We start from the raw sequence: 17,480 nt of genomic DNA, 5'->3' as shown, positions 1-17,480 counted from the left end.
TGCTCCGCGGAGCGAAGAAGCTCTCCGTCGGACCCGGGCTGACCGGATTGCTCTGGACCGAGGTGAGAACGCAGCTCCCCGGCCCGGCCCGCCAGTACCTGCGCGGCACGTTCCCGCCCGTCGCGGTGCAAGCGTTCACCGCGACCACCGAGCAGTACTGGCAGAACTGGCTCGCCGACGACAACCTGGACCGGCTGGCCGGTCTCGTCGTCGTGTTCGACGCCACCGGTATGCCGGTGGCGTGGGTGGCCAGCAACGATCGCCGATTCGGCGGACGCAGGTGCTTCTACGCCAACTCCGCCGGCGTGCACCCGGAACACCAGGGTACCGGGATCTCCAGCACGATCTGGCGCGCCTTGCTGCGCGCGGCGGTCGCCAAAGCCGCACCACGCAGCCTGCACGGGGTGATGCGCACGGGAAATCCGCTGGTCTACGGTGCGTGGTCGGCCGCCGCGGGCAGGACTGGTGCCACGTGGCCGGCCCCGGATGGCGCGGTTCCGGAGCACGTCCGGCGCATCGCGGCGGACGCCGCCGCCGATCTCGGCCAGGCCGATCGGTTGGACCACGACACCTTGGTCATCACCGACGCCTACGATGACACCGAAGCCGGGCTGTGGACGCAGCGCCCCACGTCCGATCGCGCGGACATCGACGACTGGTTCGCGAGGATCCTCGGCCCGCGCGACGCCATCGTGCTCGTCGTGTCGTTCAACCCGGTGCGCATCATGCTCGACGAGGTCCGGCGCGCGGTACGCCGCACCCTGGGAATGCGCGGCAGCCCTTCCAGCCGCAGCTCGCGAGCGCGCAACTGACCGCACGGCCCGTGCTCGGACGAGCGCAGGTGTGCGCCCGGACCTCCCACACGGCGATGAGCTCGTCGGCCATGTCGAGCATGCGCTCGCTCGCGTCCATGCGGGACTGCTCGGTGGACTCGATGTGGTCCAGGCGGACCACGTCGGCGGCTTGTTCGAACGATGCGTCGTAGGTGGTGTGGTGTTCCGCCGGGAGCCCGTCGCGGTACTCCGCCGCGGGCACGATCGCGACCAGGCTGCCGCCGCGGTCCAACACGGCTCGCGCGAACTGCGGGTCGGCACCGTCGGCCAGGCAGCTCACCCCGAAAACGGCGTCAGCCGAGCCAGCCGGCTTGATCGGCAGCGATCACGGCGGGCAGCGGCAACGCCACCAGCAGCCACCACGACAGCACACGACGACGCAGGACGAGTCGCGCGCCGACGATCCCCAGCAACCCGGCGATGACGGAGGCGACCAGCAGGTCCCAGTTCTCGACGACTCGCTGTGGGCGTTGCACACCCGTGTCGAACCCCATCAGGAAAGCTAGGAACGCCGACCAGTACAAGAAGAACGCGAGCACAACGACCGCGGCGAGCCACCGCAGCACCACGTGGAGAGTGCTGTTGACCATTGCGTCCCCTGGATCGTTGGCCCTGGCGGGGTGCGGCAGCACGGCTGCCGCACCCCGCATGCTGTCACGCCGAGCGGATCAGCGTACGTACTGGTACTGGCGCGAACCGCAAACGGGCGAGAACAAGCACCTCGGGTCTTCGAATTCGTGATTGAAGATCAATTCGATGTCCCGCGTGCCATCCGCGTGGTAGTCGGTCCGGTAGAGCTGGTGGTTGGGCATCTTGTCGTGTGATCCGTAGATCCAGTGCCCACCGTTGCGGTACAGGTCCTGCTGGCTGGCGTAGGTGATTCCGGCCAGCGACGTGCAATAGGGATTGCCGACTTCGTGCTCGATGACGTTGCGGGCGTAGTTTCCGTCATTCGAGATCACGCGGGGGTGGAAATCCTCATCGCTCGCCAACCGGGTGGAGTCGTAGACGTAGCGCCCGTCGTCGGTCCTCTCGTACCGGCTGGTAGGGCTGACGCTCTTGAACGGGTTGGTGTTCTGCTGTTGCCAGTTGACCATGTAGTTGCCCCGGGTGCGGTACTGCTCGGAGTTGTACACCGGCCCGCGCCGCTGGTCACCGCTGTAGTGCCAGTCGGGCCCTCCCCACGATCCTTCGCACGGAAAGTCGGTGAAGCTCTCCGGGGCATCGACGTAGTCGCGCGGGATGTAGGTTTGGTAGTCGGTCGATGTGCGCGTAGTGGCTTGTGCGGGCTGGGAAGACTGCGTCAGTACCTCACCGACCTGGGCATCGGCCGGAACGGCGCCCGCGTTCGTCGACGGCGGCACGATTTCCACGCCGTAGCGTTTGGTCACGTCTTGCTGCGCCTTCTCAGGAGGTTCCACGGGGTCGCCTGTGATGGTGAAGCGCCCGGCGCCGCCCAAGCTTGTCGGCAGCTGGGTGCGCGTGACGGGCGAGTTGCCGAGCGGTTTCATCCCATCCGGTTGGCCCTGCTCCACTTCGTAGAAGGGCACGTTCGGAATCGCTCCCCATGCCGCTGTGGTTCCGTTCTCGGTCGTCACCGTGACCAGGGGCGTCACCCTGGATGCGGCCGTGGCTGGGTCGCCAGAACTTCTGCGACGATGCTGGTGCCAGCAGCGGTGGCGGCCACCAGGAGAACGTCGGTCGAGGTCGGTGCCTTCAGCGGCAGTTCGGCGCTGGTGTCTTCGCCGCGCCACAACACCTTCTGGCTGCGATCGTCAACGAGCAGATAGTGGGTCGCGCCCTGCTGCGGTGACCAGTCCAGGTGTAGTGCCGAATCGGTAATACGCGAGTTCACCGACTCCGACGAGCCCTCTGGGGCCTTCGCCGTCACCGCAGGGGGTGGTGCGTCTTCTTCGGCGCTCGCCGTCGACAGAGTAGCCGCCGTTGTCATTGCAGCCGTGGTCGCGCCGATGGCTCATCGCCACGTGCGACGGTGAATTCGTCGCGCCATACAAAGTCATTCCCTCCAGTAGTAGCGATCGGCGGCCCCGCCGAACGGGCGGTGATCCAGTCGGGGGCGGCGAGGGCTCCGCTGCTGTCGATGATCGCCGCCCACACGACGGGGACGGTGGTGCGCAGCCACGATCGGGTGCGGTGGGTCAGGTCGTGCGGCATGGCTGGAACCTTCCGTGCGGTTACCGTTGCGCGCCGCCGCTGGTGGTGTGCTTCGCGTGCTGTGTTGCGAACTTCGCCGTCTGGGCTTCGGTCTTGGCCTGCTCGCCTTCCGCTCGGGCGGCCGCGCTCATCGAGCTGTAGGTCCTGGTGCCGGCGGCAGCTGCCCTACCCGGGTGGCGTCCCCGGCCGTCCAGGCCTCGGCGGGCGGGGCTTCCGACGCGTCCCGCTCGTGCAGCGGGAACGTCGTGGCGTGCTGCCGCGGCTTGCGCCGCGCTGCCGGACCAGCTGCGCCCGACCGCCCTCAGCGCTCGGGGTCCTGCCCGGTGGGGCGGATGGTGATCTCGTTGACGTCGACGCTGTCGGGTTGGCCCAGCGCGTACAGCGCAGCGCCGGCGACGTCCGCGGCGCGCAGCTTCGGCACGCCCTGCCGCGCGGCGGTCATGTCGGTTTCGACCATGCCGGGCTGCAGCAGGGTGACGCGCACGCCGGTGCCGACGCACTCGGCGCGGATGTTCTGCGCCATGCCGGTCACGGCCCACTTGGTCGCGGAGTACAGGCTTCCCGGGCGGGTGCCGCGGCCCGCGTTGGAGCCGGTGAGCAGCAGGTGCCCGCGCGCCCGCGTGAGCGCCGGCAGCGCGGCCCGGGCGGTCAGCGCGGCGCCGAGCACGTTGGTGAGCACGAGCTCGCGCCACTGCTGCGGCTCGAGGCCCTCCTCGTCGAGGAAGGAGGTCGGCGCGTTCGTGCCGGCGTTGCCGAACACGGCGTCGAGCCGGCCGAAGCGGGACTCCGCCTCGGCGATCGCGGTGGTCAGGCTCGCCCAGTCGGTCACGTCGCAGGGCCAGGCCGCCGCGCGGTCGGACCCCAGCTCGTCGACGAGCGCGCTCAGCGCTTCCACCGAGCGGGACAGCAGCGCCACCCGGTAGCCGGAGGAGGCCGCCAGGCGCGCTGCGGCCTCGCCGATGCCGCGGGAAGCTCCGGTGATGAGCAGCACGGGTTCGGACATGCCGCCAGCCTAGACGCCCGTGGATCTCCGCGGGGACTCCCCGCGGAGGCGCGCCGTCCGGTTGGCGGAGTCCCCGCTCGGGCGGACAGCCGTGGAACTCCCGGTCTTCACCGCTTCGAGGAAGGCGTCCCACTGCTCCGGGTGGTGAGGCAGCCGGCGCCGCGTCCGTGCCGCGGCAGCGCCCCCACCGGGCTCGGGTGCGCCCCGAGCGCCCGGCCCAGTGGGCACCTCCGTCCCGCTCCTGCGAGGGGGTGAGTGATGTCGGTACCGGGTGTTGCGCGCGCGGAGTGCGTTGGCGCCGAGCGGAAGGGCTTCCGCCGAGCCGGAGGTCCCCGCCGCGGGGTAGGCTGAAAGGCCCCGCACAGGGGCGGTTCTCGGGGAGAGGTGGTGCTCGTGTCGAACGTGGACGGACCCGGTGGCGCGGGTCGCAGCGACGAGGAGGTCCAGCAGGTCACCGCGGGCGAGGTGGTGCCGCACGCGGGCACGATCGCCCTCGTGGACCACGACCCGGAGTGGTCGCGGCTCTTCCGGCGCGAAGCCGAGCGGATCAGGGGCGCGCTGGGGCGGACCGCGGTGCGGGTCGAGCACGTCGGTTCGACCGCCGTCGCCGGGCTGCCGGCCAAACCGGTCATCGACGTCCTGCTGGAAGTGCTGGATCCGGCCGACGAGCCCTCGTACGCGCCCGCCCTCGAAGCCGCCGGCTACGTGCTGCGCATCCGCGAGCCCGACTGGTTCGAGCACCGCTTGTTCAAGGGTCCGGACACGGACGTCAACCTGCACGTGTTCAGCGCCGGTGCGGCCGAGGCCGAACGGATGGTGCGCTTCCGCGACCGGCTCAGGGCGGACGAGGCCGACCGGGAGGCCTACGCGCGCGTCAAGCGCGAGTTGGCCGGGCACGTGTGGCGGCACGTGCAGCACTACGCCGACGCCAAGGCCGCGGTGGTGCAGGAGATCCTGGACCGGGCCAACTGCGGCCGGTAGCCGAGTCCCGCGCCGCGACGTCGGTTCCGGAACCGGCGCGGATTCAGCGCAGCAGTCCGGCCCGGCGGTACACCGAGGCCAGGTACTCGTGCGCTTCGCCCGCACCGAGCGGCTCGGGCTGGAGCAGTCGGAAGAGCACCGCACCGACCATCATGTCGATGAGCACGTCCGGGTCCTCGACGGTGTCGAGCGTTCCGTCCGCCTGGGCCTTGTCCAGCAGTGCGCGCACGGCCCGCCGGCGAGGTGCGACGTAGTGGTCCCAGTACACCGCCACGAGCTCGGGATGGCTGGTGGCGGCGCCGAAGACGCGGGCGACCATCGCGCGCACGCGGGGTTCGGCCAGCGCCGCGGCCAGCACCGGAAGCATCCCCTCGACCAGCTCGGGCAGCGGGACGTCGACGTTCTCCGGTGCGAGGTCCGGGATCACGTCGCGGGCGTGCTCGATCGCCGCAGCCAACAGGCCCTCTTTGGACGACCACCGCCGGTAGATCGTCAGCTTGCCGACGCCGGCGCGCCTGGCGACGCCCTCGATGCTGGTCCCCTCGACGCCGCCCTCGAGGAAGAGGTCGAGCGCGGCCTGCAGGATCGCCTCGTCCGCCCCGGGATCCCTGGGGCGCCCGCGGGGGGTTTCGCTCATGGCGCCCGTCCCGTGCGCAGCGCGGTGGACAGCCAACGGTCGGGTCCGGTGGGGTCGGTGCCGCGCCAGGCCAGGTGCGCGTCCGGGCGGACCAGCCAGGTCTCCCGCGCGGGGCGTTCCGGGACCAAGCTGACGGCGGAGCCTCCGAGCGGATCGGCCGCTGCGCGGCCGGTGGGGGACAGCAGTGCCCAGCGACCGCGGAGTTCGGCGTGCAACCGGGTGGGGCGGCCTTCGGCGTCCCGGCACGGCAGGTCCGGGACCCGGTCGCCCGGCCTCGGGCGCCGACCGCGGGGAGAACCGAGCGGTCCCTTCCGGTAGTTGATGGACAGCTGCGAGGCCTGCCAGGTCATCTGCCGCTGCACGAACGGGATCGCCGAGAGCCGCAGCACCGCGTTGCGCAGCAGCCGGGCCGCCGGGTTGTCGGCGAGGAGGAGCTTGGTGTTGGCGGTGGTCGCACGCAGCACGTACTCCGCCAGCGGGCGGCGTTCGGCCCGGTAGGTGTCCAGCAGCGCGACGTCCGCCCGGCCGCGGACCACCAGGGCCAGTTTGAAGGCGAGGTTCTCCGCGTCGCCGATGCCGGTGTTCATGCCCTGACCGCCGAACGGGCTGTGGATGTGCGCGGCGTCCCCGGACAGCAGCACGCGTCCGGAGCGGTAGTCCGCGGCGAGCCGGCGGTTGATGCGGAACTCCGAGGTCCACAGCGCGGTGCGCAGCCGCGCCTCGGCGTGGCCGGTGCGTTGCGGCAGCAGCCGGGCCAGGCGGGCGCAGACCTCCTCGCCGCCGTCGTCCTGCACGTCGGCCATCAGACGCCACTTGTCATCGTGCTCGCTGGGCATCGGCATCGCGAAGAACCGCCCGTCGGTGTGGAACCAGCCGGCGGAGGAGGTGCGGTCCAGGTCCCAATCGGCGAGCACGTCGGCCAGCAACCAGCGGTCCTCCATCCCGGTTCCGGGGAACCCGATGCCGGCGAGCTCGCGGACGGCGCTGTGCGCGCCGTCGCAGCCGACCACGTAGTCCGCGCGCACTTCCTCGTCGCCGACGGTGGCCGTCACGCCCTGCGCGTGCTGGTGCAACTCCACCAGTTCGCGCCCCCACTCGACGCGGCCGCCGAGCTCCGCCAACCGCTGGCGGAGGGCGTCCTCGACCTCGGCCTGGGAGATCAGCAGGGCGGAGATCCGGCGGCCCTCGATCTCGCCGAAGGCGATCGTCGCCAGCGGTTTGTCCCGGGCGTGCAGGGTGATCCTGAGCGCTCGCTGCGCGCGCTGCGGAAGGTCCCGCAGCGCGCCCAGCCGATCGAGCACTTCCACTCCGCGCGCGTGCAGGATGTTCGCCCGCGACGTCGTGGCCGGGCGGGCGGCCCGGTCCACCACCCGGGTGTCGACCCCGTGGGAGAGGAGCCCGCAGGCGAGCGCCAGGCCGGCAGGGCCTGCGCCCACCACCAGGACGGTCATCACGCCTCCGGAAATTAACGGTACGGGTTCGTAAACGAATGCTGGCACGTAGGACCCGCGGCGGCAACGCCTCCGCGGACGCCGGCGACGAAGGTGCTGCGACGCAGGCCGCCGAGCGGCTCCGCCGACCCCGGCGGACCTGTGGTCACGCCGGGCCCCGCGACGCGCGCACCCACCTGTTGCCCCGCGGCGGAGGCGTGCCGTCCGCCCGCCGGTGCCGGGCGCGCTATCGTCGCGGCGTGGCCACCGCGCGCGTCGAACGTCTGGTGAACCTGGTGCTGTGCCTGCTGTCCACGCGGCAGTACCTGACGGCCGAGCGGATCCGCGCCACGGTGCCCGGCTACGGCGGCGCCGCCAGCGACGAGGCGTTCTACCGCATGTTCGAGCGGGACAAGGCGGAGCTGCGCGACCTGGGGGTTCCGCTGGAGACGGGGCGCAACTCGATCGTCGAGCAGGTCGACGGCTACCGCATCGCCCGCCGGGACTACGAGCTCGGCGAGATCGACCTCTCACCGGAGGAGACCGCGGCCGTGGGCGTGGCGGTGCGGCTGTGGGACGCCCCGGAGTTCACCGCCGCGGCCCGCAGCGGTCTGCGCAAGCTGCGCGCGGCCGGGGTCGACGTGGACGAGGACGCCCCGGCGGTGGTGGAACCCCGCGTGCGCGGCGAACCGGCCGTGTCCCCCCTGGTCGCGGCCGTGCGGCAGGCCAGGCCGGTGACCTTCGACTACCGGCGGCCCGGCGACCAACGCGCGGCGGCGCGGCACCTCGAACCGTGGGGAGTGGTCTCCTGGCGGGGGCGCTGGTACGTCGTCGGCCACGACCGCGACCGGCGGGCCGCGCGGTGCTTCCGGCTCTCGCGCATCACCGGCGACGTGCGGTTGACCGGCCGCGCCGGGCAGGTGGGCCAACCCGCCGACGTGGACCTGCTGCGGATCGTCGCCGGCAGCGACCGGGAGTCCGCCGGCGGCGTGCAGGCCGCCGTGTGGGTCGCCGCCGGGCGGGCGCACGGGCTGCGGCGGCACGGCGCGGTGGTGCAGCAGCGGACGATCGACGGGGAAGCGGGGGACGTGCTGCACCTGGACGTGGACTCGCCGGAGGCGGCGGCGCCGTGGCTGGCCGGCTACGGCCCCGACGCGCTCGTGCTCGCCCCGGAACCGCTGTGCAAGGCGGTCGACGAGCTGCACCGCGCCGCGGTGCGGTCCGCGGAGGAGCACGCATGACGGCCGGCGCGACCGAACGGGTGCCGCGGCTGCTCACGCTCGTGCCGTACCTGCTCAACCACCCGGGCGTCCGCATCGCCGAGGCGGCCGCCGACTTCGGCGTGACCGAGCAGCAGCTGCGCCGCGACCTCGAGCTGCTGTGGATGTGCGGTCTGCCCGGTTACGGCCCCGGCGACCTCATCGACCTGTCCTTCGACAGCGACACGGTCACGGTGACCTTCGACGCCGGGATGCGCCGCCCGCTGCGGCTGACCACCTGGGAAGCCACCGCGCTGCTGGTGGCGCTGCGCGCGCTGGCCGACACGCCCGGGGCGGCCGATGCGGCCGCCGTGCGCGGGGCCGCCGCGAAGATCGAGGAGGCCGTCGGGCAGGCCCGCCCCAGCGGGGTCGCGCTCGGGCTGGACACGCCCGACCGGGTCGCCGGCGACGTGCGCGAGGCGGTGCGCTGGGCCACCGAGCAGCAGCGGGCGCTGTGGCTGCGCTACTACACGGCCTCCCGCGACGCGATCAGCGAGCGCACCGTCGACCCGATGCGGATGCTGCTGCTCGACGGGCACCACTACCTCGAGGCGTGGTGCCGCCGGGCCGGCGGGGTGCGCCTGTTCCGCCTGGACCGCATCGACTGGGTGCGGCGGTTGGACGAGCCTGCCGCGCCGCCCGCGCGGGCCGAGTTCACCGACGTCTCCGCCGGGTCGTTCCCGGCGGTGACCGAGCAGCCGGGCGCCGTGCTCGACCTGGACGTGGACGCTCGCTGGGTCGCCGAGTACTACCCGGTGGAGGTGCTCGCCGACCGCGAGGGCGGCGGGTTGCGGGTGCGCATGCGCTACGCGGACCGCTCGTGGATCGTGCGCCTGCTGCTCGGGCTCGGCGGTGCGGTGCGCGTGGTGGAACCGGCCGAGCTGGCCGAGGAGGTGCGTCACCGGGCCGTGGCCGCGCTGGCACGGGCGCGTCACCGGCCGGACACCTGAGGCCGCTACGCTGGGCGCGTGCCGTATGTGTGGAGTCTCGTGCTGGTGGTCGCCGGTCTGGTGCTGCTCGCCTGGGCCGCGCTGCGCACCGCGCGCCGGCTGAGCCGGTTCCGCACCGGGCAGCGCGCGGTCGCCGCCGGTGCGCGCGAGCGCATCGGGCTGTTGCAGGCCCGCACCGCGGCGCTGCGGGTCGCGGTGTCCGAGCGGTGGAAGAGCTGAGCCGAAGCCCTATGGGGCAGACCTCTCCCCGCGTAGCATGTCGGCGGAGAGGCAGTCACGGAAGGTTGCAGAACATGGGTTTGCCCGGCGGCTGGGAACTCGTCGTCATCGTGCTGGTCCTGGTGGCGCTGTTCGGCGCCTCCAAGTTGCCGAAGATGGCGCGTTCGCTCGGTCAGTCCGCCCGCGCCTTCAAGGCCGAGGCGCGCGGACTGCGGGAGGACGACGAGAAGGCGAAGCGGGAGTCCGCGGAGCGGACGGACCGCCCGGACGCGGAGCTCACCTCCGGTGACGGTTCCGCCCCACCGGTCACGCCGAACGAGCAGCAGCAGCGCGACAACACGACCAACAACCAGTGACGCGAACGGGGACGCACGGTGGCCGCTAGTCCACTTCCGCGCCTGAACCCGTTCCGCAAGGACCGCCGTCGCTGGGGTCGCAGGCACAATCCCGACGGGACGATGACGCTCGTGGAGCACCTCTACGAGCTGCGGTACCGCCTGGGCGTTGCGCTGGCCGCGATCGCCGTCGGCGCGGTGTTCGGGTTCTGGTGGTTCACCCATCCGATCTTCGCCGTCCCGTCGCTGAACGACCTGCTGCTGGGGCCGTACTGCGCGCTGCCGTCCGACTGGCGGCTGAGCCCGAACGGGCAGTGCCAGCTGCTGCAGACCCGCCCGTTCGAAGTGTTCTTCCTGCGGATGAAGGTCGGCATCGCGGTGGGCGCGCTGGTGCTCAGCCCGGTGTGGTTGTACCAGCTGTGGTCGTTCATCACACCGGGGCTGTACGCGCGGGAGCGGCGCTTCGCGCAGGTGTTCGTCGGCTGCGCCAGCGCGCTGTTCATCGCGGGCGGTGTGCTCGCCTACTACGTCGTGCCGGTCGGCCTGCAGTTCATGGTCGGGCTCGGCGGCGACGGCTTCTTCACCGCCCTCACCGGCGGCGACTACATCAACTTCGTGCTGCTGCTGCTGCTCGTCTTCGGGGTGAGCTTCGAGCTGCCACTGGTGGTGGTGATGCTCAACTTCGCGGGCGTGCTCAGCTACGAGCAGCTCAAGAACTGGTGGCGCGGGGTGCTCCTCGGCCTGTTCGCCTTCGCCGCGGTCGTCACGCCGCAGGACCCGTTCTCGATGCTCGCGCTGGGCGGGGCGCTGTCGCTGCTGTTCCTCGCGGCGCTGCTCATCTGCCGCGTGCACGACGCGCGCAAGCACCGGCGCGACGAGTTCGCCGGGCTCGCCCCGGACGAGCCGTCGAAGGTCGACCACCGCCCCTCGCGGATGGAGCCCGAGGACGGCGACCCGACGAACGGCCGCTCCGGGAACACCTGACCGCCCGCCGCGCTCGGCAGGCCGGTGCCGCCGGCCTGCCCGGGCACGGCCCCGCCGCCCGACACGCGGTGAGCGTGCTGCGCAGCTCAGGCAGGTGCGACGTGCTCGAGCAGATATGAAAGCCTGGGGACGTGGCAAGCCGCCGTACTGTTACCGATGAGACCTCCCCGGCCGAGGCGTACGCGGCGCACCGCACGCGCCGGAGCCACCCGCGGCTCGCCGAGTTCGCCGGGGCGATGTCCTTCCCGCTCGACCCCTTCCAGCGCACCGCCTGCCAGGGACTGGAGGACGGGCAGGGCGTGCTGGTGTGCGCGCCCACCGGCGCGGGCAAGACCGTGGTCGGCGAGTTCGCCGTGCACCTGGCCCTGGCCGAGGGGCGCAAGTGCTTCTACACCACGCCGATCAAGGCGCTGTCGAACCAGAAGTACACCGACCTGTGCGAGCGCTACGGCGAGGACGCGGTCGGGCTGCTCACCGGCGACACCTCCATCAACGGCGAGGCCCAGGTGGTCGTGATGACCACCGAGGTCCTGCGCAACATGCTCTACGCCGGGGCGCGCAGCCTGGACCTGCTGGGCTACGTGGTCATGGACGAGGTGCACTACCTCGCCGACCGGTTCCGCGGGGCCGTGTGGGAGGAGGTCATCCTGCACCTGCCCGACTACGTGCGGGTGGCGAGCCTGTCGGCCACGGTCAGCAACGCCGAGGAGTTCGGCGAGTGGTTGCAGGAGGTGCGCGGGGAGACCACCGTCGTCGTCGAGGAGCACCGCCCGGTTCCGCTGTGGCAGCACGTGCTCGTCGGCGGGCGGATGTTCGACCTCTTCGCCGGGGAGACGGACGACCACGAGCTGCGGGTCAACCCGAAGCTGCTGCGGCACGCCCAGGAGCTCACCCGCACGCACACGCCACCGCGCGGCCGGGGCGGGCCGAAGGACAAGTACCGCAAGCCCCGGCCCCGCCGGTTCCAGCCGCCGTCGCGGGTGGACGTGCTGCGGCGGTTGTACGACCGGGAGCTGCTGCCCGCGATCGTGTTCATCTTCAGCCGCGCCGGCTGCGACGCGGCCGTGTCGCAGTGCGCGCGCTCCGGGCTGCGGCTGACCACGCCGGAGGAGGTCGACGAGATCCGCGAGGTCGTCGACGAGTACACCTCCTCGCTGCCGGACGCGGACCTGGAAGTCCTCGGCTACTGGGAGTGGCGCGAGGCGCTCGAGCGCGGCGTGGCCGCCCACCACGCCGGGCTGCTGCCCGCGTTCAAGGAGACGGTCGAGGAGCTGTTCGTCCGCGGCCTGGTCAAGGCGGTCTTCGCCACCGAAACCCTGGCGCTGGGCATCAACATGCCGGCCAAGACCGTCGTGCTGGAGCGCCTGGTCAAGTTCAACGGCGAGGCGCACGTGGACCTCAGCCCGGGCGAGTACACCCAGCTGACCGGCCGGGCCGGGCGGCGCGGCATCGACGTGGAGGGCCACGCGGTCGTGCTGTGGCAGCCCGGGGTCGACCCGAAGCACGTCGCCGGGCTGGCCTCGACGCGGACCTACCCGCTGCGCTCGTCGTTCCGCCCCGGCTACAACATGGCCGTCAACCTGGTCGGCCGGGTGGGCCGCCGGGCGGCGCGGGACCTGCTCGAGCAGTCCTTCGCCCAGTTCCAGGCGGACCGCTCGGTCGTGGGCCAGTCGCGCAAGGTCGAGCGCAACACCGAGGCGCTCAACGGCTACGCCGAGGCCATGCACTGCGACGAAGGTGACTTCAGCGAGTACTTCCAGCTGCGCAAGCGCATCAGCGAGCGCGAGAAGCAGCTGGCCAGGGACAAGCGGTCCGACGACCGCGCGGAGACGGCGAAGTCGCTGGAGAAGCTGCGCAAGGGCGATGTCATCGCGGTGCGCTCCGGCCGCCGCTCCGGTCTGGCCGTGGTCCTCGACCCGGGGGTGGACCGCATGCACGAGCCGCGCCCGCTCGTGGTCACCGAGGACCGCTGGGCGGGGCGACTCAACGTCGCGGACTTCCCCGCCCCGGTGGAGGCGCTCGGCCGGATCACGGTGCCGAAGTTCGTCGACACCCGCTCGCCGAAGGCCAAGCGCAGCGTGGCGGGCGCGCTGCGCGAGTCGGGCATCGTCGCGCCGACCAAGCGCAACCGGCGGCGCCGGGCGGAGGCGGCCGACGACGAGGAGCTGCAGGACCTGCGGCGCCGGATGCGGGAGCACCCGTGCCACTCCTGCCCCGAGCGGGAGACGCACGCCCGGTGGGCGGAGCGCCACGACCGGCTGAACCAGGACACCGAGCAGCTGCGCCGGAAGGTCGCGGCCACGACGCACTCGCTGGCGCGCTCGTTCGACCGGATCCTCGGATTGCTGTCCGAGCGGGACTACCTGCGCCCGGACGAGACGGCGGAGCCGGTCACGCCGCACGGGAAGCGGCTCGCGCGGCTGTACAGCGAATCGGACCTGCTCGCCGCCGAGTGCCTGCGCGAGGGCGTGTGGAACGGGTTGGAGCCGGCCGAGCTGGCCTCCGTGGTCTCCGCGCTCGTCTACGAGTCGCGGCGGGAGGCGGTGAGCACCCCGCGGCCGCCGAACGACGCGGTGCACGACGCGCTGCTGGCGACCCACCGGGTGTGGGCGCAGCTGTCGGAGGACGAGCAGCGGCACAAGATCGAGCGCACGCGCGAGCCCGACGCGGGTTTCGCCACCGCCGTCCACGCCTGGGCCAGCGGGGCCGAGCTGGAGACGGTGCTCGTCGACGAGGCGGGGGAGCTCTCCGCCGGTGACTTCGTGCGGTGGTGCCGGCAGGTCGTGGACCTGCTGGACCAGATCCGCGTGGTCTGCGGCACCGAGGACCCGGTGGGGGAGGCGGCGCGGTACGCGGTCAACGCGGTGCGCCGCGGCGTGGTGGCCGCCGGTTCGGCGTGACCCGGGGTTCCGGTCGGGGACGTGCCACCGCCCGCCGTCGTGCTGGTGGCTCGAGCGGGTGTCTTCCGCGCGGCCGGCGTGTCCAGGGCCGTGACCGGCTCGCAGGCGTGGTTCACTCCTCCGCGGAGGGCCAATCGGAGCACCGACAGCGAGGAAATCCCAGATGAGCATTCCCAGCAGTCACGCCGACCTGCTCGACAAGCCGGGATTCGTCCACGTGGCCACGCTCGGCCCCGGCGGCGAACCGCAGTCCACCCCGGTCTGGTACGACACCGACGGCGAGTTCATCAAGATCAGCCAGACCACGGGGCGGCAGAAGTACCGCAACCTGCAACGCGACCCCCGCGTGGCGCTCTCGGTCACGGACCCCGACAACCCGTACCGCTACCTGGAAATCCGCGGTCGCGTGGAGCGCTTCGAGGACGATTCGGACAACGCCTTCATCAACAGCTTGGCCCGGAAGTACCTCGGGCAGGAGGAGTACCCCTACCACCAGCCCGGCGACGAGCGCGTCACGCTCTACATCCTGCCCCAGCACACCACCCGGATGTAGCGGCCTCGAGCGCGCACCCCGCCCCGGTGGCCGGTGGCCGCGGGCGCCGGCCGGCCGGTGTGGTTTGATCACCCCTGTCGCGTCACCGCGCGCCCGGGACCCGCGCGCGTGACGTGCTCGGGTGAGTGCCAGCGAGCATCCGGAGGTGCAGCATGTCCAGCCCGTACGGCCCGCCTCCCGGGCAGCCGGTCTGGCAGGGCGGACCGACCTCCTGGCCGCCGCAGCAGCCCCAGCCGCAGCAGGCGCCGCCGTTCCCGCAGCCGGCGGGCCAGTCGCAGCAGGCGCCGCCGGGGACTGCCCCGCAGAACGAGAGCGCACCGCGGGCACAGCCCCAGCAGCACCCGCAGCAGCACCCCGCGTCCGGGCAGCAGCCCGTGCAGCAGCCCGGGTCCGGACCGCAGCCCGCGCAGCAGCAACCACCGCAGCCGGCCCCACAGCCGCCGCCGGGCCAGCACCCGCAGCAGCCGCAGTGGGGGGCGCAGTGGCAGCCGCCGCAGCACCGCCCCGTGCCGGCCGCCCCGCCCGGGGAGGACCCGGGTCCCGGGGCCTCCGCGGGCCCGGGAGGCGCCCCCGCGGGACCGGGGCCGGAAGGCCCGCGGCGCGGGCGCGCGCGGTTGCCGTGGCTGCTGAGCGGGGGCGCCGCCGCGGTGGTGCTGGCCGTCGTGGCGGTGCTCGGGTTCGTCGCCCCGGGCTGGTTCGTCCGCCCCGTGTTCGACGCGGCAGGCGTGCAGAAGGGGATCGCGCAGACGCTGCGCGACTCGTACCGGATCGGCGACGTCGAGCAGGTGCGCTGCCCGTCCGGGCAGCGCGTCGCAGCGGGCCACCAGTTCGACTGCCGGGTGCGCATCGGCGGGGAGACGCAGGTGGTGACGATCTCGGTCAAGAACGACCGCGGTGTCTACGAGGTCGGGCACCCGAAGTGAGCCTTGCGACCCGTCGTGGACACCGATCGCCGCCGCGGGCAGGATCGTCGGCGTGACGGACGCCGATGTGCAGGTGCTGGAGGAGCGGCGCTTCCGCGAGGCCAACGGGCTGTTCATGCGGACGCTCCACGTGGCGGCGCCGAGCGACGCGCAGTGGGAGCGGGTGCGACCGCTGCACGAGCCGGGCCGCGTGCTGGGCGGGTTCCTCGACGGGGAGCTGGCCGGGACGGCGCGGTCGACCCGGGCGGAGCTGACCGTTCCCGGCGGGAGCCTCGCCGCCGCGGCGGTCACCGGGGTCGGTGTGCGCCCGGACCGCACGCGGCGCGGCGTGCTGCGCGCGCTGATGCGGCGGCAGCTGGACGACGCCCGCCGGACCGGGGAACCGGTGGCGGTGCTGCACGCCTCGGAAACGGGGATCTACGAGCGCTTCGGCTACGGACTGGCCACGCGGAGCCGCCGCGTGCAGGTGGACGCGCGCACCGCGCGCACGGCCGCCACCGCCCCGAGCGGCGGACGCGTGGACCTGGTGCCGCCGGAGGAGGTGGCGGAGGTCTTGCCCGAGGCCTACCGCCGGATCGGGGGCGAACGCCCCGGCATGATCGAGCGGCCCGCCGCCTGGTGGACCCACGCGCTCGGCCACCGGAGCGCGGCCGCGGCCACCGCGGTGCACCGCGACGAGTCGGGCGCCGCGGACGGTTTCGCGTCCTACGAGCCGGTCTCGGTCGACCACCGCTTCGACAGCGGGGAGACCACGCTGCGCGTGCTCGACTTCCAGGCACCGGACGCCCGCGCCGCGGCCGGGCTGTGGGAGTTCCTGCTCGGCGTGGACCTGTCCGACGTCGTGGTCGCGGCGGCGCGCCCGCTCGACGAGCCGCTGGAGTGGTGGCTGACCGACCACCGCGAGTGCCGCACCACGCGCCTCGACGACGACCTGTGGCTGCGGCTGGTGGACGTGGAGGCCGCGCTGCGCGCCCGGTCGTACGCGGCCGGCGAGCCGGTGCTCCTCGCGGTCGACGACCCGTTCCTGCCGGAGAACGGCGGCTGCTACCGGATCGGCCCGGACGGCGCCTGGCGGTGCGCCGAGGCGCCGCAGCTGCGGTGCGACGTGTCCACTCTGGGCGCGCTCTACCTGGGCGAGGAGTCGATGACGCGGATGGTCGACGCGGGACGCGTCACCGTCGACGACCCCGACGCGGTGTCCACTGCGGACGCGTTGTTCCGCACCGCCCGACCCCCCTGGTGCGGCACGAGCTTCTGACCGCGGGCGCCGGGAGCCCGCACGTGGTCCCGAGGACCGGCGAAGGCGCGGGTGGGTGCCGCGCGGGCTGCGGAAGGCCGGTGCGAGCGGTTCTCCGCGGAACGCGTCCGCCGAGGGGGTAGCCAACCCCGCGATGACGGGCCGGAGCGCCTCACGCCGGGGCCGGGCGCACGCAGTCCGGGCATTCGCGCTGGATGCGCGTCAGCAGGTCGGTCAGGCTCTCCAAACCCGGAGGTCCGAACGACGCCGTCATCGCGATCTCCGCGCTCAACCGGTAGGACCGCTCGTTGCGGACATCGGTGAACCACCACAGCACCGGTGCCAACGTTCCCAGCGCTTCGGGCAGTTCGTCCTCGTTCTGCATCGCCCAGCGGTACAGGTCGGTGAACCTCTTGAACCGCTCTTCGGCGCTGGTAGGCCGGATCTGGTAGTCGGAACGGGCGACGTGGTCCCCGTGGTCCAGCGACACCTGTTCGGCGCGGCTCCAGGCCTCGTCGTGCACCGGTCGGGCGGTCAGCCGCCCGTTGGCCAGGTCGACCAGATAGTTCTCCCACCGCCGGATGCCGGGATTGTCCGCGGTTCCGGGGCGGGGCCCGGTGTCCTCGCCGTCGCGGGCGGCGGCGACCGCGCGCTCCACGGCTTCCAGCAAGCCCGAGTTGGCCACCGACATCCACGTCCCGTGCTCGCCGAGCCCGCGGTCGCGCGCGGCGGACATGACGCCCGCGATCGCAGCCCACCGTTCGAAGCCCGGTTCGAACTGCCCCCCGTGTTCGCGCTGCAGCAGTCGCACGAACAGCACCCGCTGGGACATCGGCATCCGGTCGAACTCGGCCAAACTGCACCGAAGGGTCCTGACGCACTCCTGCGCGGTCGGCACGGACGCGGACGCGGCCTGGGCGGGCAGCGACGGACCGCCGACCGCGAGGACGGCACCGATCGCGACCAAGCAACGAGCCAGTCGTCGAGAACGCACTTCGCCTCCCCAGCGGGGTCGTACCGCAGCGGTGATGCAACCAGAGTTCTCCCCCGGCGGTCGATCA

19 protein-coding genes are annotated in these 17,480 nt (G+C 72.8%); 11 read left to right on the top strand and 8 right to left on the bottom strand.

The features are described 5' to 3' along the window. Positions 1-62 precede the first annotated feature (62 nt). Positions 63-812: a GNAT family N-acetyltransferase gene (locus ACVGV0_RS15495; protein WP_459156399.1), complete on the top strand. Its 750-nt coding sequence runs from the start codon at positions 63-65 to the stop codon at positions 810-812. 314 nt (positions 813-1,126) lie between these two features. Here ACVGV0_RS15495 and ACVGV0_RS15490 read toward each other — a convergent pair whose 3' ends face one another. From ACVGV0_RS15490 to ACVGV0_RS15470, 5 genes are all read right to left on the bottom strand, one after another. Further along, a complete protein-coding gene (locus ACVGV0_RS15490) occupies positions 1,127-1,423 on the bottom strand; it encodes a hypothetical protein (RefSeq protein WP_459156398.1) in 297 nt (98 codons plus the stop codon). Positions 1,424-1,501: 78 nt separating this feature from the next. Further along, positions 1,502-2,431: a hypothetical protein gene (locus tag ACVGV0_RS15485; RefSeq protein WP_459156397.1), complete on the bottom strand. Its 930-nt coding sequence runs from the start codon at positions 2,429-2,431 to the stop codon at positions 1,502-1,504. Positions 2,432-2,445: 14 nt separating this feature from the next. Then, entirely contained in the window at positions 2,446-2,724 is a 279-nt protein-coding gene (locus ACVGV0_RS15480) for a hypothetical protein (protein WP_459156396.1), read from the bottom strand. Positions 2,725-2,780: 56 nt separating this feature from the next. Then, positions 2,781-3,008 carry a hypothetical protein gene (locus ACVGV0_RS15475; protein WP_459156395.1) on the bottom strand — a complete coding sequence of 76 codons (228 nt, stop codon included), beginning with the start codon at positions 3,006-3,008 and terminating at the stop codon, positions 2,781-2,783. A gap of 301 nt (positions 3,009-3,309) precedes the next feature. Beyond that, positions 3,310-4,011: an SDR family oxidoreductase gene (locus tag ACVGV0_RS15470; protein WP_459156394.1), complete on the bottom strand. Its 702-nt coding sequence runs from the start codon at positions 4,009-4,011 to the stop codon at positions 3,310-3,312. A 393-nt stretch (positions 4,012-4,404) separates the two neighbouring features. Between ACVGV0_RS15470 and ACVGV0_RS15465 the strand changes: the two genes are divergently transcribed. Beyond that, positions 4,405-4,992, top strand: a complete 588-nt coding sequence (locus tag ACVGV0_RS15465) for a GrpB family protein (protein WP_459156393.1) — start codon at positions 4,405-4,407, stop codon at positions 4,990-4,992. Positions 4,993-5,035: 43 nt separating this feature from the next. On the opposite strand, the gene ACVGV0_RS15460 is transcribed toward ACVGV0_RS15465, so the two are convergent. Continuing rightward, positions 5,036-5,629, bottom strand: a complete 594-nt coding sequence (locus ACVGV0_RS15460; protein ID WP_459156392.1) for a TetR/AcrR family transcriptional regulator — start codon at positions 5,627-5,629, stop codon at positions 5,036-5,038. Further along, a complete protein-coding gene (locus ACVGV0_RS15455) occupies positions 5,626-7,080 on the bottom strand; it encodes an FAD-dependent monooxygenase (RefSeq protein ID WP_459156391.1) in 1,455 nt (484 codons plus the stop codon). The genes ACVGV0_RS15460 and ACVGV0_RS15455 overlap by 4 nt, the downstream gene beginning before the upstream one ends. Before the next feature lie 239 nt (positions 7,081-7,319). On the opposite strand from ACVGV0_RS15455, the gene ACVGV0_RS15450 reads away from it, so the two are divergent. From ACVGV0_RS15450 to ACVGV0_RS15410, 9 genes are all read left to right on the top strand, one after another. Further along, positions 7,320-8,300, top strand: a complete 981-nt coding sequence (locus tag ACVGV0_RS15450; RefSeq protein WP_459156390.1) for a helix-turn-helix transcriptional regulator — start codon at positions 7,320-7,322, stop codon at positions 8,298-8,300. Further along, positions 8,297-9,268 (top strand): helix-turn-helix transcriptional regulator, encoded by a 972-nt coding sequence (locus ACVGV0_RS15445; protein ID WP_459156389.1) that lies wholly within the window; start codon positions 8,297-8,299, stop codon positions 9,266-9,268. Before ACVGV0_RS15450 ends, ACVGV0_RS15445 begins: the two co-directional genes overlap by 4 nt. An 18-nt stretch (positions 9,269-9,286) precedes the next feature. Further along, positions 9,287-9,487, top strand: coding sequence for a bacteriophage holin (locus tag ACVGV0_RS15440; RefSeq protein WP_459156388.1), 201 nt, complete (start codon positions 9,287-9,289; stop codon positions 9,485-9,487). A gap of 74 nt (positions 9,488-9,561) precedes the next feature. Beyond that, on the top strand, positions 9,562-9,843 hold the full coding sequence (gene tatA / locus ACVGV0_RS15435; protein WP_459156387.1) for a Sec-independent protein translocase subunit TatA: 282 nt from the start codon (positions 9,562-9,564) through the stop codon (positions 9,841-9,843). Positions 9,844-9,945: 102 nt separating this feature from the next. Beyond that, the gene (gene tatC / locus ACVGV0_RS15430) at positions 9,946-10,806 is read left to right on the top strand and encodes a twin-arginine translocase subunit TatC (RefSeq protein WP_459156386.1); all 861 of its coding nucleotides are present in this window, start codon (positions 9,946-9,948) and stop codon (positions 10,804-10,806) included. Between the two features lie 131 nt (positions 10,807-10,937). Continuing rightward, positions 10,938-13,706 (top strand): DEAD/DEAH box helicase, encoded by a 2,769-nt coding sequence (locus ACVGV0_RS15425; RefSeq protein ID WP_459156385.1) that lies wholly within the window; start codon positions 10,938-10,940, stop codon positions 13,704-13,706. A gap of 163 nt (positions 13,707-13,869) precedes the next feature. After that, complete coding sequence (locus ACVGV0_RS15420; RefSeq protein ID WP_459156384.1) at positions 13,870-14,259, top strand: PPOX class F420-dependent oxidoreductase; 390 nt, start codon at positions 13,870-13,872, stop codon at positions 14,257-14,259. A gap of 152 nt (positions 14,260-14,411) precedes the next feature. Next, complete coding sequence (locus ACVGV0_RS15415; RefSeq protein ID WP_459156383.1) at positions 14,412-15,182, top strand: DUF4333 domain-containing protein; 771 nt, start codon at positions 14,412-14,414, stop codon at positions 15,180-15,182. Between the two features lie 52 nt (positions 15,183-15,234). Further along, positions 15,235-16,440, top strand: coding sequence for a GNAT family N-acetyltransferase (locus tag ACVGV0_RS15410; RefSeq protein WP_459156382.1), 1,206 nt, complete (start codon positions 15,235-15,237; stop codon positions 16,438-16,440). A 151-nt stretch (positions 16,441-16,591) separates the two neighbouring features. Here the strand turns inward: ACVGV0_RS15410 and ACVGV0_RS15405 are convergent, their stop codons facing one another. Continuing rightward, positions 16,592-17,413: a hypothetical protein gene (locus ACVGV0_RS15405; protein ID WP_459156381.1), complete on the bottom strand. Its 822-nt coding sequence runs from the start codon at positions 17,411-17,413 to the stop codon at positions 16,592-16,594. Between the last annotated feature and the right edge of the window lie 67 nt (positions 17,414-17,480).

The organism is Salinifilum ghardaiensis (assembly GCF_054491345.1).
The sequence above is the reverse complement of the archived record's forward strand: the minus strand, read 5'-3'. Positions and strand labels throughout refer to the sequence as shown.

Coding starts and splice junctions, on each gene's coding strand:
- ACVGV0_RS15490 (WP_459156398.1), bottom strand. CDS start 1,423: ATGGTCAACAGCACTCTCCACGTGGTGCTGCGGTGGCTCGCCGCGGTC.
- ACVGV0_RS15475 (WP_459156395.1), bottom strand. CDS start 3,008: ATGCCGCACGACCTGACCCACCGCACCCGATCGTGGCTGCGCACCACC.
- ACVGV0_RS15470 (WP_459156394.1), bottom strand. CDS start 4,011: ATGTCCGAACCCGTGCTGCTCATCACCGGAGCTTCCCGCGGCATCGGC.
- ACVGV0_RS15460 (WP_459156392.1), bottom strand. CDS start 5,629: ATGAGCGAAACCCCCCGCGGGCGCCCCAGGGATCCCGGGGCGGACGAG.
- ACVGV0_RS15455 (WP_459156391.1), bottom strand. CDS start 7,080: ATGACCGTCCTGGTGGTGGGCGCAGGCCCTGCCGGCCTGGCGCTCGCC.
- ACVGV0_RS15445 (WP_459156389.1), top strand. CDS start 8,297: ATGACGGCCGGCGCGACCGAACGGGTGCCGCGGCTGCTCACGCTCGTG.
- tatA (WP_459156387.1), top strand. CDS start 9,562: ATGGGTTTGCCCGGCGGCTGGGAACTCGTCGTCATCGTGCTGGTCCTG.
- tatC (WP_459156386.1), top strand. CDS start 9,946: ATGACGCTCGTGGAGCACCTCTACGAGCTGCGGTACCGCCTGGGCGTT.
- ACVGV0_RS15420 (WP_459156384.1), top strand. CDS start 13,870: ATGAGCATTCCCAGCAGTCACGCCGACCTGCTCGACAAGCCGGGATTC.
- ACVGV0_RS15415 (WP_459156383.1), top strand. CDS start 14,412: ATGTCCAGCCCGTACGGCCCGCCTCCCGGGCAGCCGGTCTGGCAGGGC.